The 16,664-nt window shown below is 41.0% G+C and carries 6 protein-coding genes; 1 reads left to right on the forward strand and 5 read right to left on the reverse strand.

All coding sequences use genetic code 11. The annotated features are described in order from the left end of the window. Positions 1 to 3,012: fibronectin type III domain-containing protein (locus JW881_15935; protein ID MBN1699009.1), on the reverse strand; the 3,012-nt coding region annotated here is incomplete at its 3' end. 744 nt (positions 3,013 to 3,756) lie between these two features. On the opposite strand from JW881_15935, the gene JW881_15940 reads away from it, so the two are divergent. Then, on the forward strand, positions 3,757 to 9,390 hold the full coding sequence (locus JW881_15940) for a hypothetical protein (protein MBN1699010.1): 5,634 nt from the start codon (positions 3,757 to 3,759) through the stop codon (positions 9,388 to 9,390). Between the two features lie 57 nt (positions 9,391 to 9,447). On the opposite strand, the gene JW881_15945 is transcribed toward JW881_15940, so the two are convergent. The 4 genes from JW881_15945 to JW881_15960 form a co-directional block, all read right to left on the reverse strand. After that, positions 9,448 to 11,529, reverse strand: coding sequence for a leucine-rich repeat domain-containing protein (locus JW881_15945; protein MBN1699011.1), 2,082 nt, complete (start codon positions 11,527 to 11,529; stop codon positions 9,448 to 9,450). 577 nt (positions 11,530 to 12,106) lie between these two features. Further along, on the reverse strand, positions 12,107 to 13,453 hold the full coding sequence (locus JW881_15950; protein ID MBN1699012.1) for a hypothetical protein: 1,347 nt from the start codon (positions 13,451 to 13,453) through the stop codon (positions 12,107 to 12,109). A gap of 36 nt (positions 13,454 to 13,489) precedes the next feature. Further along, complete coding sequence (locus JW881_15955; GenBank protein MBN1699013.1) at positions 13,490 to 14,308, reverse strand: hypothetical protein; 819 nt, start codon at positions 14,306 to 14,308, stop codon at positions 13,490 to 13,492. A 139-nt stretch (positions 14,309 to 14,447) separates the two neighbouring features. Next, positions 14,448 to 16,589, reverse strand: a complete 2,142-nt coding sequence (locus tag JW881_15960; protein ID MBN1699014.1) for a response regulator — start codon at positions 16,587 to 16,589, stop codon at positions 14,448 to 14,450. Positions 16,590 to 16,664: the final 75 nt, after the last annotated feature.

The following is a 16,664-nucleotide window of genomic DNA, read 5'->3' on the forward strand; positions in this document are numbered from 1 at the left end:
CTTGTTCCGGTGAATGTTGCTTCCCGCTTCGTCTTCATCGCCTTCCTGCCAGAAGGGGTCTTCGGGTGCGATAACGGAAACGCCGAGATTTTCCGGTATTTCGAAAATTCCATTGTCCGCGTCCCTCCCCCGGATAACGACGGAGAACGGCCTGCAGAGTTCATTGGTGTTCGGTATCCAGCGGTCGGGGATGCCGTACATATCCTGCTGAAACACGATGTCGCAGCTTATTCCGGCCACTTCCGGGGATAATTCCGAACCGAGTGTCGTCGCGGCCGCTTCCGCGCTTTCAGGTGAATCGCCAAGCTCGTTGAAGGAGCGGACGGTATAGGTGTATGAGGTCTCCGGCAGCAATGCATACGAATCCTGATACGTCGTCACGTTCGCTTCATTAATAACGATGTCTTCTTCGAGATCGTTCCGCTTTATTTTGAAACCATTTTCATTGTGTGAATTGTCGTTCCAGGCGAGACGTATCCGTTTGTGGGAAACGGCGGCCGCGCTTAAATCAGAAGGAGGAGCCGGGATTGTCTGGGGTGTTTTTATACTTTGGACAGATGTGGCGACGGCGCCTGCGCAATTGACGGAAAGGACCCTGTATGAATACTCCGTATTCGAAAGAATATTGGTGTCGGTAAAACGCCTTGTACTCACGCCGATTTCATCCGCTATTGTTGTAAAATCTTCATCGCCGGTCTTTCTTTCAATCCTGAAGTGGGTGATTTTGTCTTCACTCGAATATTCCCAATCAATGATGATATTGAAAACATCCGTTTCGGGCTCCGTCACTTCAAGGACGAGACCTGACGGACGCGGGGGAGGAACAATACCTTTAACGGTAAACAAAACCTTGTTGACGATATGTGCATATGTTTTCAGATCGTGATAGTAATTGCTTACCGGTAATTCGACAGATGCCCATCCCTGTACTCCGCAGACATGATCGAAAGAAAAAATGTATGCATTCGCGTTAAAATCATCGATAAATTTATTGACAACACGGTTGTTTTCATTCGTATCCGAAAGTCCATCTATTTTCAAGCAATGATCGGTGAGGGGAAAATAAATATTTTCATCATCCTTCATGAAAAGATATGTATTTTCAAGCTGTTCAATGGCGGGCTGATCATATGCTTCAAGACCGTATGCCCCCTGGACAAACAGCAGTTTTTCGTCTTCATTCGCATCAATGGTGAAAAGGTTTAGTAATTTTGAAATCGTCAGGTCGAGTTTGTATATTGGGGGATCGAACGGACTTATATTATCATCAATCAAACAGCTGTCTTTTGTAAATTTGCCGGGATCACAGAGGTATTCATACGGCAAAACGTAAGGTCCTTCCGTAATATTGTGATTGCCGTCAACTTTTGCGACGATTGTATTACGGTCTGCGGGAGGCCAGAAATGAACGGTACTGCCGATAAACGCCCAGTCAGCGTTAGCGGCAGGAGCGGAATCAGGGGTTAACGTCATTTCAAGTACGTAAGTTCCCGGGTTTCCTGAAAAGTTGTATACCAATACCCACCATGTACCGCTTGACGGAAAAGTAATATTTACCTTGTCGTCACCAGTATTTTTCCCATATGCACAATAATCAGTAACAACGCCGTTATTAATTACGGGTAAGGATTCATATTGAATATAAATATCGAAGTCAGTTACTCCTCCCGGACAAGTAACCGTTATTTCCAAATCATCGTAGATTTCATTATCGGGAACGACAATTTTATAAGGAATACTATCATGTCCATTTAATGATCCAGATATTTTTTGTACAATTTTTTGATTTATTTCAGGCAAATTTTCTTTATGCGGTATAAGGAAAAAGAAAAAGGAATAAATCTCTTTCTCGAGCTTTTCATTGTGTATTATGTCATCGTCATTGGTATCTCCAAACAATTTATAAATATGGTATTTGAAGTTGCCGTCATCTTTTTTAATATCATAGATTATTTGATTGTCTGACATGACATTGAAACCTGATTCATTTAAATTAATAAACTTTATATATTCTCCTCCGGTAGGATCAAGATCATTAAGCCGTATCACGTCTTTACCGCTGATGAATATCTTTGCAGTATAAATATCTTCGGGAAAAGTTTTTTTTCTTTCTAATAGTACTTTTATGGCAACCATACGTTCCAGATCGAGTTCCGAATTGTTAAATTCGATCATATAACGTGAATAATTCTCCTCACAATGATTTGTATAAAAATAATCAAGATAAGGTGAATAAAGAATATGGTTATGTAGTCCCGTACACTTTATAGGCCATATTATATCATTATCATAGATGGAAGAAAAAACGACGGTGTCATAACTTAAATAATCCCATAATGAATCATTGCTTGCATTGGGAAGCCCGAAACGTTTGAGTACATCGGAATCCAGCCTGAAATAAGGGTCTCTTCCGCCCTCTCCCTCGAAATATTTTAGAATATCCGTACTATATTCACATTCTTTTCCTGTGAGAAAATAGTATAATCCTTTTACCAATTCCTGTAATGTATATCCCGGATTCTCTTTCTTTCCGAATAATTCCACTATTTTACCTAAATTAATTATACTTTCATTCGGTAAATTCGATTGTTCGTAGCCCTGTTTATAATCCCTGTCATAATAATTCCCGTTATCAAGCAATTCATATAAAAGGCTTTCAGCGTCACATTTATTATTAAGACTAGAGATATATAATTTTAATTCATTGTTTTGCGAAAAACCAAGATTTATTCTTTGCGTATCAGAATAATACGAACTGCCATTTTCATTATAATTTTCATCCAGTAAAGCCTTGCAGAAATTTTCAAGGTAATCATTGATATTGAATCCGATGGTACCAAGTGTCAACACTTTGTTACCGGTAATTGTATAGATATCAAAATCGGCTTCGGTATAATCATAATTGCCTATTAACGGAATATCGACGCTTTTTATAAAATTACCGGGATAACAGGCATCAAGCGGATATGGGTCTTCCGTGTTTATGATGCCATCCCCGTCAAAATCATCCATCACATATTCACCGTTATTTTTTATAAAACCTATATGCCTCGTCCTTCGCTTTTCAGGGAAAATTTGCCTGTAATACATGTCAACATCATTTAATGTTGGTCCAAAAGGCTTTGTCCTTTCTGCCCGTGTAGTTATTCCTAGAAAGTAACAGGAGAAGAGAGAAACAAACAGCATGAAAACAGCAATTTGCTTAATAAATAAAGATTTTTTATTTTTCAATAATATTATTCCTTATAGAATTATAAAATTTGTCCTTCTTTATAGACGGAATTCTTCTATATTAGTAAAACGTACTACAAAATCGACACTCTCTTTTCTTTATTATAAAAATATATATATTCTTTCTGTCTTTTCTTATTCCGGCTTTTCAATGTTTACTATATTAACGCCATTTTTATAAAAATTAGTGTTAGTTTATCATATTTTATAATAAGCTGTCAATATAAAAATATATTTTTCTCTAAATATTTTTATTTGGATACTTGACTTTAATATATTATTATGATATGATCGCCCTTGTGCAAACATAGTTAAATGTATCTAAATGAGTCAAAATAAAAGATAACGATAATCGAAAAAGGTGATAATAAATAATTTATGAATTTGATATATTTATCTGCCTCTTAATACGTCTTTATAATCTTTGCTGAAAAAAAATTATAAAGGTCATAATGTTGTTAATGCAGATAAATAGTTGTCTTGTTTATAATTATAAATAGATATTCAAGAAAGCGGCAGAAAGTAATGAAAAAACACATATTATTTTTTTTATATATATTATCGGGCTATTTCCTGCATGGACAGCAAACAATTGATACATCTCTTTTCCAATATGAAAGAAAAATAGACAACCAGCATATAAAGGATGAATATAATGTAACATATGACTTTATAAACAGCGTATATGCGATAGATATAAACGAGTATGACAACAGCTATTATTATGCTTCCATAATCGATGACGGTTATAATGTGGGCTTTTATCTCGACGATACAGGACACGCGGATTGTTATGCATATAATTCTTCAAATGAAGAACGGTTTCTCGATTTTGCAGGAAAAGTCGCTTTGACCAAATCGGGAAGAATTTACGTTGTCGACAATATTAGTAACGAAATCTATTTCTGGAACAAAAACAGCCTTGGTTTCGAACCGGAGGGTAAAATAGATTTTGAGTTTTCATATATTCAAGACATTTGTTGCGGTGAAGACGATTGCCTGTATATTCTGGATATAAATGAAAAAAAAATATATAAATATTCAACCGCAATTGATACTTTCATAAATTTCCCGGATACAAAATTCTGTTATACGTCATATTATAATAAAAGCTCTTCAACATGGGGATATGCGTCCGGCATGGCTGTCAGTGACGGTTATATTTATATGATTTTCAATCATGCGGCAATTATAAAACTGGACGAAACAGGCAATCTTATCGACTATTTCGTTATCGACAGTACATCGCTCGGTTTATCTTCATATTCGACGAAGTTCGCGTCCGACACATGGCTTGAAAATATAAATATAGGGCCATATAAAAATATATATGTATTGGACACAGCAAATCAAAAAATCCATATATTCAATCCCGAACTTGAATATATTTGTTCCTGGCACGATCCTGAACATCCTGTCGGCACAGACGCAACCGATTTGTGTTTTGCGCCGGGGAGTTATAGCATGTATATTTCACATACATGGGGGGCATATGAATTTGTTTTACGGCCAGGGTTATGCGGCTTCAGTACTCAGGATTCATTTCTCTATCCGGATTGCGTGAACGAAAATTATAAGGGCTTGGCTATCGATATAAGTTTTTTGGGAGAAGGAAATGCGAAAATTAATATTACAGGTAATGACATAGCGATTACATTACTAAACAAATACTCATCCTTCTCAAATAAAGCTTCACATTTCAGGAGTTATTGGGACGGCAAGGATAATGATGGGAATATCGTGCCGTATGGAGCATATGAGATAGAGTTTATATTTAATGATTCATTAATATCGAGTGTATCTGTCGATGTTCTCAACTTTCAAGGTGTCGAGATACTTAATGATGAGTACACTGAAATAAGCAACTCGGAAACAATCGATTATAATTATAGAATTATTGAAAATGGATTTCTCACTATTTCTATTGTAAAACCAGGAGATTTTAATGATATTGAGTGGGAAAATGTTGTCAATAAAATTAAAATTATTCAAGGCGATTATACTGAAACGATAACAGATACAGACTTACCTGATGGTTATTACTGTGTCGCGTTTAAAATAGTGCCTCCTGCTTTAATTCTAAGAAATGCAAAGCCTGTGACGTCAGCCGCATATTTCAGTATAAATGATAACGATTTGGAGCTTAGTGATATAACGCTTCTCTCAGGCGGATTTAGCCCCCATAGTGTCACGGCAAACAAGATCAAATCTCAATTTAATCTCAGTGAAACATCCATGATAAGTGCTTATATATATGACGAGAAGAACAATCATATAATAACACTCATCGATAATGTTATCTTCTCCGATGGAACAAATGAAATCGAGTGGGACGGATATAATTCTCAAAACCAAATGGTGCCTGACGGCAATTATTGTTTCATGGTTCAGGCTGCATCAATCGGGATGCCTGGTTCTCCTGCACAAAAACAAAGTTCTTATTTTATTCTTGATGCATCACCTGTTGAAATTGAAATTACCGGTGAACAATCAATTTATTACATATCACCCGACGAACCGTCAAGTATTGGCGTGCAGGATTCATTGGATCTCACAATAAATTTTAATAAAGATGTAAATGTTTCAGCACGAATAGTAGACAAAAAAGAAAGAGAAATAAATGCAATAATTTCCGGCCTTAATGTTACATGCGGAAATGAATTGCAGCTGCAATGGGATGGAATGGATTATGAATACAATTATGCAGAAGACGGTAGATATGCCATTATCATCGAAGCAATAGATATATACGGAAGCTTTGGTGAATGCAAAATTCCGGTCATTGTTGACAACAACAAATCAGTAGATGAAATAAATAACGAAGGAATAACAGGTTATAATGAATATCAGGTTGATGATGATACGGATACTTTTATCGAAGATTTGAAAACAGTAAAAATCGATGGCGGCCATGTCATCGCATGGAATGATCTTGATAACGAAATTCATAACGTAATAATATATAACGATTCAGGTGTTCCAAAAAGCAAGCAAATAAGCATAATTCCGGATTCATATGGCTTCTCGCGTGAATATTTTATTTCAAAAACGCCGGATGGATTTGTCATTATATGGCTTGAGACTGATGTAAATTTCAACTTCGATATTTTAAAAGCACAACAATTTGATGATTCCGGTAAAGAAATAGGAGAAAAACTGGAATTAATAAGAATCGCAGACTCAAGTTATAAAGTTAAGGGTATAGCATGTACAGAAACAGATGACGGTTACGCATTATTATGGACGCATCAAGATGGAAATACACTTTTTGTGCAATTTTTTGATAAATATTTCAAAGCAATAAATAATCCGCATATAATTACAGAAAATACGACAGGATTTGTATCAGCCGAAACAACTGGAAGCGGAATTATGGCTTTATGGCAATCCGAGCAGGAAAATAACCCTGGTTACTACAAGACATATGTAAAAAAAATAGAACAAGACGATCCTCTATCCGAAAATTTGATTGAGATATATACCGGCGATAAAATAAAATCGAAATTGATAAAATCGAACGCGGGTTTTATTGTGGTGGGACCATTTACAGGTTCTTATATTACGGCGGTACAATTGGATAATGACGGGCATAAAACAGGAAAAGAAATTATTATAAACGATCAATTTTATAATCATAGCTACGATGAAAGCGGACCTGATGCCATAAAAATCGATGACGGTTTTATTGTCGCATGGTATACGTTAAACTGGCGTATTGCGGCAAGACGTATCGATGAAAGCTTTGCGCCTGTGGGTCGGGAAATAATTCTAAATACATCAACTATGGACACGTATAATCCTGTGTTATGTCCATCTGCGGATGGTTTTATTGCTGCATGGTTGCTTTCGAAAAAACCCGATCCGGATGGTAATAGATATTTTAGAGCTGTTTTTTCACGGCAATTCGATGTTTCTCATCCGGTTACAGGAGGAAATCTTTATGCAGAAATCCAGTATCCATTACATGACAGCCTCCCCACAGATGAAATTTTATATATACGGGGCATAATCGACGACGCGAATATAGACCGTTTCACTTTATCTTTGATAGATCAGGATAATATCGGTAAATATCTTATCACTCAATTTGACAGAAACATCGATGGAAATATATATTGTCTTGATACATGTTATTTAGTAAAAGGACATCGACATACACTGAGGCTTGAAGCATGGGACAAGGCCGGTAATTATAAAAATCACATGGTTGATTTCTATCCTCAACAAAGCAGCAACCATTATCTTCTTTCATATGATATACCTGATCCTTTTTGTTCAAAAACGAAACATCTTTACGTAAATTTCTCACTATTGCAACCTGCATTCGTTGAATTCACTATGATTAATTGCAGAAATGAAATAGTCGATACAGTTGACCTTGGTCTACTACCTGTTGATGATAATGAAGCATCTTTTTATACAGCAGATTTGGAAGAAGGGGCTTATCAACTATTAATTACTTTGAAAGCTTCCGATGATACATGGGTACAGGAAAGAATAAACGACTTCACCATCGACAACAGCATCCCTGAAATATTCCTGAATGATTTTACAGCCATATTGTCAAATCAAAACAATGTAGATATACAATTAAATATCCATGAACAAAATCTGGAGATGATGTCAATAGAATTAATTGATTCTGATTATAATACCATAAAGAAAGATGAATCAGAAAATATAATTGAATTATTTTCATTCAATCCTTCCGTTTTATCCGAAGGCAGGTATGACCTGATAATCTCTGCAATCGACAAGTCCGGCAACAATAATCAGCTCATTGAAAATATATATATTGACAGAACGCCGCCTCAAATCAATATCATGAGTCCAAATCACGCCGATATATTGTCAGGGGAAATCCATATAGAAGCAGATATCATCGAAGAAACAGAATTTCATGAGTATAATATTTATTATTCAATAGATTCCGGTGAGGAGAATTTACTTCTATCAGGGAATGAATCTTATATTAATACGGAATGGAATTCGGGAACGGTAATAAACGATACATTTGAACTTGAATTAAGATTTCTAGCGGCAGATAGTGCGGGCAATTATAATGAAGAAACGAGAAATGTAATTGTATGCAACCGCAAACCAAAAGTGAATATCGAATTCAATTGTATTAACTATACCGAAAGCATGCAATACTTCGTTAATAACGAAAACAGTATTGTTTTGAGTGCATCGACGGAATCCGAATATTCATCGATTACAAACATATATTTTTCCCATTCCAGTCCATATAATGATATGCAAGTATATATTGAACCGGTAACACTGCCGGCCGGTGTTCATGAATTTCACTATTATGCGGAAGACTCATTGGGTAATATAAGCGAAGAATCGATAGCAATCATTAACGTTGACACAGCACCGCCGGAATTGTCCCATACGATTATCAAAACACACTATGTAGCGGAAACAACGACCTTCATATCCTCTGAAAATATTATTATAGTCTATTGTAATGAGTCGGGATTTCCAAAATCAGGGATAGCACGTCTTGAATATAAAATAAATGATGATGAATGGATTTCACAGGAAGAACTATATAAGAATCAGTATCTATATATACAAGTCGAAGATGAAGGATTTGCTGAGATTACAATAATTTCGGAAGACAACGTTAATAATCAAACAGAAAAAAATCTCGGCACATTCTATATCGACAATACGGCGCCGGAAACACAAATGGATACAAATATTCAATTAACCGGCGGCCCGGAGATTTTCTCGGCACAAACAGGCTTGACATGTGAATGGTCGGCAAGCGATTCATCAAGCGGCGTTTATGAGACTGTCGTGACGATAAATGAGGAAGCTGTTTCAAACGGTGACTTGTCTTATACGTTTACCGCGGAAGGAATGTACACAATAGCATATTACAGTACCGATAATGCAGGCAACATAGAAGCAACAAATAATATTGTCATCGAAATAGAACAGGCTGAAATGGTATTGGGAGATGTAAATGGCGATGGTGCAATAAACATTATCGATGCCCTAAAGACGGCGCAGTACTATGTCGGTCTGGATCCTTCAAACTTCAATCCCGTTGCGGCTGATACCGATTGTAACGGCACTATAAATATAGTCGACGCCCTCATCATCGCCCGGTATTATGTCGGGAGTATATCAGTATTTTGCGATTAAAAAAAACCCCGCCCGGCGCTATCCGTTCAGTACACATGAACGCCCCTCGCTTCGCGCTTAGTAATATACAGTTGTGCCGCCGGCTTCCAGTGACCGAATAACACCTTCCGCGTTTGCGTCTAACGTATTATTGAGAAGATAAAGCTCGAGTAACCTTGTCAGTCCGGCCAGTGAAGAAATATCGCTGATAGTATTATCGGAAAGCCATAATCGTTCCAATGAGGGCAGCTTTGCAGTCGCGAACGCGGATACATCACTGATATTGTTGTTTGAAAGATGAAGGCTTTCCAGTCGAACCAGAGAGGCGGCGGCCAAAGGGGATAAATCGCTGATAGTATTACCCGACAAATCCAGTATATATAAGACAGCAAGGCCGGGAATGATTGAGATGTCGCTGATGTCGTTGTTCGAAAGAACCAGAGATTTTAATACCGTAAGACCGGAAAGGGGCGAAATATCGGTAATTTGATTATCTGCAAGCTCGAGAAATTCCATGGATGTAAAATGGGCAAGGGAAGCGACATCACTGACGGCATTATTGTTAAGGTATAACTCGGACATGGAAGCGATGGTTGAAAGAGACGAGATGTCGCTGATCCGGTTATTGCCGAGATGGAGGCTGCCGATTGAATCCCTGTTTCCTATCGGTGAAATATCACTTATCAGGTTGTTGTCCAAATGAAGAGCATATATACGACTTGAATTCCGGAAAGGCGGAAGATTGATTATGTTATTATTATCAAGATATATATAGACTAATGACGGCAGGCCCTCAAGAGGAGACAGATCGCTGATCCGGTTATTAAGTGCCTTGAATGTTTCCAATGAAATACAGTCTGCAAGAGCGGACAGGTCACTTACCCGGTTATCATCGATATAGATATCTGTCAATACACGCTTGCCCGCAAGAGCGGACAGGTCACTTATACGGTTATTCTTGATGCTAATAATCTCCAATGAATCGAGGTCGGCCAGAGCGGATAGATCACTGATCTGGTTGTTATTAAACCCAATCCTTGTTAATGCAGCCAATTCTGCTATTGGAGCAAGATCACTTATCAGATTATCGCTAAAAGATATATGAAGTAACGTGGTACAATCAGCCAGGGGGGACAGGTCGCTTATCCGGTTGTTATTAAAGCCTATATATTCTATTGCAGGAAGACCGGCCAGTGGAGACAGGTCGCTTACCTGGTTATCGTCAAGAAAAATATATGTCAGTGATGTCAGGTTTGCCAGGGCAGAGATATCACTGACCCGGCAATTCTGGATAAATATTTTTGTTAATGAGCGGCAGGCAGCCAGGGGCGAAATATCACTTACAGGATTATTGGTAATCCAGAGATCGGTTAATGAAGTCAAGCTTGCCAGGGGCGAGATATCGCTTATCTGGTGCCTGGTAAGCTCCAGATATGTTAATGAAGTAAAATGCTCCAGTCCCGTTAAATCATATATTTCACCGGTGCCGCCGATTGTGAGTCTTGTCAAATCCTTCACATCACTTGCGCGGATGTCTCCGTACGGCCTGCTTAAAACACTCCTGATCCGTTTTTCCAGATTCGGGTCATTGAATACAATTATCGGATCCTGGCTGGGGAATCGATCAATAAGACCGACATAAAATCGGGCAACCAGAAGCGCATCGATTATATTGATTGCCCCATCGTCGTTGACATCCGCCCAGTCGACGACAAAATTCTCAGGAATAAATCCCACATAGTATCGGGCTATTAAAAGGGCATCGATAATATTAACCGAGCCGTCATAATTGACATCACCTGAAAGCACTGTTGAATTAACAGCTTGAACTTGTATAACACTTGTGACACTGCTTTCTATATCTAAAATAGTAACAAATCCCGTTAATGTCTCCGCTGATGAAAAATAACTCCAGTCCACGGTGAGCGTGATTGCTTCTCCCTCTATTCCCGATGCAGGAGAAACCGATAACCAGTCGGAAGAGCCATGAAGCTCCCATCCTCCTGTTGAACAATCCAGAACCGTTGCAGTCGCAGCGGATTGCGGGTGTTCGATAACAAAATTGGTTTTGGATAGAACGACTCCGGTTGGTGCGGGTGTCTGAGATAAAAGATATACCGAACAAAGAATAAGAAGTACAATAAAAGAATATTTTTTCATAATTATTTACTCCTTTTTTATAGGATATCATAACATTAATAAATCCTGTTGTAAATCAAAAATTTATGCCGGGGCCTTTGATTTTTTTGATCATGGAATAATGATTATTGAAGTAATCAGACACGGATTGAATAGACATCGGTGTTAATCCGTGTGAATCCGTGTCTTTTTTTATACATGACCGGGGGAAGAGAATGACGGGCAAGGGAAATCGAAAAAGCGGCTGTTCGTTTTTGTTGTCGAGGTGACTGTATGAAGTAAAAAACGCGGGGCGATCTGTAGTTTATCAAAAAATATTATAACGGCAGCGGTGGCATCCGTCATCGTCCCGGATACAAGGCTTGTCAAAGAAGGCTGTTTCCCGGCAAACCTTTTGCATACTTGTATGAGAAAAGGGAATCTCTCATAAAGCGCACCAAAGGACACGGAGGAAAAAAAATTAAATTCTTTCTCTGTGATCTCCGCGGACTCTGTGAGAAATTTTCTTAATGCTAATCATACAGAAATCTTATAAAGTTTAAAAAAAGCCTGACGGCGCTTCCGCCCCGTCAGGCTTTCCGTTATAAGGTAGTTACCGTTACTTCGTCGCGTAATGCATCAGCCAGCAGTCGTCTTCATCCGCTTCATTATGAAGGTAGAGAACATGCACCTGACCGGGGTACTTGCTCGCACTTCCCCTGTCGAAATAGGTGATCCCTTCGAGTTCGCTGTCTCTTTTCCACCCGTCCCCGTAGTCGGGATCGTATTTGATATTGGCACGCCATTTGGCCGTCCCTTTTCTTCCCGTTATTTTGAAGATATAGAATCCCGTGTACGCGCTGTCTTCATCGCTTTTGTGGTCCAGGACATAGTAGAACAGTCCGTCGGGTCCGAACTCGCCGCCCTGGTTCCAGACACCGTTCCACCAGGACCCGTCGCTGTGCCCCAGACTTCCGAAGTCGAGACTGACGGAAAACAGATACGTAAGCGTTGCGCCCGCGTAGGGGATGCTGCTGTCATACACCTTGAGTACCTTATAGTCGTCGGTGGAATAAATCAGGCCGTTTACCGGATTGATCGCGACCCAGGCCGCCTTTGCCTGAATGTTTGTGGGAAAATACGCATAGGTTTGATACCGAAGCAGATAATCGTATACCACCACCACGGAGGCTTTACTCGAATCCTTTTTATAATGCGGGACGTAAAGACGTCCGTCATAATAGGCGAGATCCCCGAAATGGTTGTAGTCGTCGATTGCGGACGGGAGACTGCCCGCGCTGGTACTTCCATGAACATAGGTGATGTCGTTTTGATTGCACCGGTATATCCTCGTCCTGTTGCAGATATACCAGTAGGAACCATTGTTGGCTATCCCCTGTACTTCATTCACATTCACATCGCCGCCGAACTCGGAATCTTTCGGTTCGGATTTGATATAGTCCAGTTTCGACGGAATGGTGATTTTCTTCCGCACTTCCATTGAACTGACCCTGTTGTCCCAGTTCATGTCCCCGCTCATTGTTATGTTTTTCAGGTTCCAGAAATGGGACGGCGATGAGTTTTCCGTCAACAGCCTGTAATCCCCCTTGTAGTCGGCATAACGGTAAATGATCGCTTCCCTGTTCTCGGGCACATGGATACTCGATATGGAATCCGTGATCCGGGTGCCGTCGCTCCACGTCTCGTGCATCGTCTGCGCGGAATAATAATAGTACTCGACGGGGGTCCCCATCCCCGTGTTTTTGTACGCCTTTACGGGAACCAGGTTCAGCCGCGAGTCTTTTACATATTCCGTCGCGCCCTGCCCCCCTTCATCGACGGACTCGCCCGGCTTTGCGGGTATTCGGGCGCCCGTATCGTTCCGGGCAACATCCATATCGCAGCCCGAAATAAAAACAACGAGTGCCGTAATTGAAACAGTTAAAATAATCGATGCCTTTCTCATTGCTTCTTCCTCCTTTAAAAAAAGTAACCCTTCCGGTTATTTGTTGAGAATGAACTTGACCGCGTATCCGATGATCCGGATGGTATCCGCGCAATCGGCGATCGCATAATGGTCGATGATATGCCGGTAGTAATACCCCGCGTCGGTGAACATGTATCCCCGCGGCCAGTGGCTGCGCTGGAAAATATTGTAGAACTCCAGTCTTCCGTTGATAATCATATCGTTCCATGCCGACTGCCAGGCCAGGTCGTAATTACCGTTCCAGTCGGAACTGTGGCATCTGAACTTGACGTAGTCGTACCAGTAATTACACCGTCCCTCGTCACCCGGCGCGCCGGGTTCATGGGGATCGACGAGGACCACGGCGACCCGCGCGAAATCGTCGAAAAAGGGTTCGTTCTTCGCGATCATCCTGTAGGTTTTCGCGCCGCCCAGGCTTTTCCCGATCAAAAGACAGATAAGCTGCGATTTGGACACCCCGTAAGCGTTCACCATATCGTTCACCCTGTTCTTCGCGTCCCCGATGTCGTATCCGCCTGACAGCCAGTACTTCCGCCAGGCACTCCAGCCCGATACATTGTCCATGGCCGCGTAAAACGCCCGGTCGATTCTCTTTTCATTCGCCGCCCCGTCCCATACGAGGGCGACTATTTTCGTGGGGGTCGAGCCCCTTGTTCCGGAAACGATTTGGCTTTGTCCGCTGTCTTCCTCCGCAATTGAAGGCCCCTCGGTTTCGACCGCGGTATCCTTTTTTGCCGGACTGTCTTCCGTGACATCACAGCCGGCCGCCGCAAAAAACAGAACCAGCAGGGCACATAAAAAAGGACTCACCGTTTTGAACATCGTCACTTTCATCCTTGTTTCTCCTTCTATTGATAAAATTAAAAATACATACATAAAAACTATGACATAGTTTTATAGACCGATGTAAAACGTAACACACATTTATATCGTTCCGCCATATCTGGAAATGCGACAAATGATGCGACGGGGATCAGGACAATGCTTCGAAAAGCTGGGCCGTCGAATTGATATCGAGTTTTTTGTGGATTCTGCGAACGTATGTCCGCACGGAGTTGATCGAGACGTGCAGGTTCGCCGCGATCTCTTTATAAAGGAGTCCCTGTTTCAGCATGGCAATGACCCGTATTTCCTGGTCGGAAATGCCGAGACGGGTATAGACATGCCCTTTGACCGTCTGAAAGGATTCGTCGACCTGCTTTTGCAGCCTGTCTTTAATATGCCGGTCCACCCTTTTTTTCACTTCTTCCAGGTTCTTTTCACTCAATGCCCTGCGCATCCTGATAAGCGAGGCGATTTTGTATCGCAATTCATCGACGGAAAACGGCTTGATGATGTAATCCACCGCGCCGTCGGCGAGGCATTGGAGTTTGGTCTGGTGCGACGACTGGGCCGTCAGGAAAATAAAGGGGACGGAGCAATATGCGGTATTCTCGTTTATTTTTGTCCGGAAGGTCTGCCCGTCCATTTCGTCCATCATGATGTCCGAAATGATGATATCAGGGGGGCTTTCCATCCGGCCGATTTCCTCCAATCCCTCTTTCCCGTTTCGCGCGCAGGCGACATTGTATTCATTGTTCAGTTTTTGCACAAGAAACGAAAGCAGGTCTTCATTATCCTCGACAAGCAATACCGTTGGCCGCTCGCCGTTTGACCGGGAATCCCCGGTCACCGGTCTGTCTTCCGGCGCCCCCGCATCGCTGCCGGTTATCGCGCCGGTCGAAACCGTATCGGTTTCCTTTTTTTCATACGGCCGGAAACCGATGGCGATGCGTGTTCCCTCGTTCTCTTTACTTTCCAGTGAAATACCGGCGCCGATATCATCGCATATCTCCTTGACGATCGCCAGCCCCATGCCCAGTCCCTGAATATTACGTTTCTTGTGGGATATCTGGTAATAAGGCCTGAAGACATGTTCGATGACTTCGGCTGGAATACCGAGCCCGGTATCGGATACCTCGAGCACAATGGCACGAGATGTCCGGGAGAGGGAAATGGAAACCCTTCCCCCGGGGTTATTGTATTTTATCGAATTCTCGATGAGATTGTTAGCTATCCTGTCGAATGCAAACGGATCGATTTTCGTATAAAGGGCTTCAGGGGCCGCCGTAACCTCGAGACGAATACCCTTGCTGCCGGCGGAACGGCTGAAAAGGGAAACAGACTGTTTCAGCATGCCGGAGACATCGACAATCTGTTCGTGATTATAAAAAAATCTTCCGGATTCCAGTTTGTGGAGGTCCAGAAAATTGACGATATCCCTTTTCATTTTCTCGAGGCCCGTCCTGATAAGGGAAATCTCTTCCGGTCTTTCATATGATTTGTAAAACTCGGAAAAAACGTTCGAGACAATGGTGAGCGGGGTCTTAATTTCATGGGCGATATTGATAAAAAAGGTTTCCTTCTGTTCCTTCGCCTCCTTGAGCTGGCGCGTCCGTTCCTGGACTTTCTGTTCGAGTGAGTTTTTGAGTACCAGAAGCTCCCTGTGCTCTTTATTGAAATTGTTCGTCAGGCTCCAGGAAAAAGAGAATGTCATGACAATGAAAAACATCCGGATAATCATGGAAGGGACCATCTCGAGAGAGACGGCGAGTATCAGTGTATGGAACAAGAGCAGACCGGAAAGCAGAATATAACCGATCAGAATGATCAGTTCATTCCTGTCCCTGATATTTTTTTTGAGAACGAGTGAATGGAGGATGATGCCGATGTAGATCAGCATCGCCGCGGAAAGCATCGAGTAAAGCCCGCGGAGAAAACCGACATGCTTGATTATCCCGAAAAGCAGAATGAACGCGGTTCCTAAAACAAAAAGTACGGAAGAAAGAATAATCGATTTCTTCCCGGTTTTCTTCAGATCGAAAATGGTATGCGGAAGATAGATAAAAATCATCGCAAAAACAATACAGGTGCCTGAATAGACCAGATGAAAAAGGGAAAACCGGTAATACGGGGTATATTGATAGATGGAGTTCCAGTAGAGAAAGAAACTGTAACACAGGCAAAACAACGCGAACAACAAATTGCTCAAATCACGCCTCCTGCCGGAAAATATGAGGAGGTGGTATATTGCAAGTGCGATATAGATGCCGATAAAAAATAATGCCATATTCATACAAAAACCTGTTCCGTTTTAGTGTAAAAATATTAAAAAAATTATTATGCCATTGTAGTATGTGCCTGTAAAATA

The organism is Spirochaetales bacterium (genome assembly GCA_016930085.1).
Classification (GTDB): domain Bacteria; phylum Spirochaetota; class Spirochaetia; order SZUA-6; family JAFGRV01; genus JAFGHO01.

Coding starts and splice junctions, on each gene's coding strand:
- JW881_15950 (MBN1699012.1), bottom strand. CDS start 13,453: ATGAGAAAGGCATCGATTATTTTAACTGTTTCAATTACGGCACTCGTT.
- JW881_15955 (MBN1699013.1), bottom strand. CDS start 14,308: ATGAAAGTGACGATGTTCAAAACGGTGAGTCCTTTTTTATGTGCCCTG.
- JW881_15940 (MBN1699010.1), top strand. CDS start 3,757: ATGAAAAAACACATATTATTTTTTTTATATATATTATCGGGCTATTTC.
- JW881_15960 (MBN1699014.1), bottom strand. CDS start 16,589: ATGAATATGGCATTATTTTTTATCGGCATCTATATCGCACTTGCAATA.
- JW881_15945 (MBN1699011.1), bottom strand. CDS start 11,529: ATGAAAAAATATTCTTTTATTGTACTTCTTATTCTTTGTTCGGTATAT.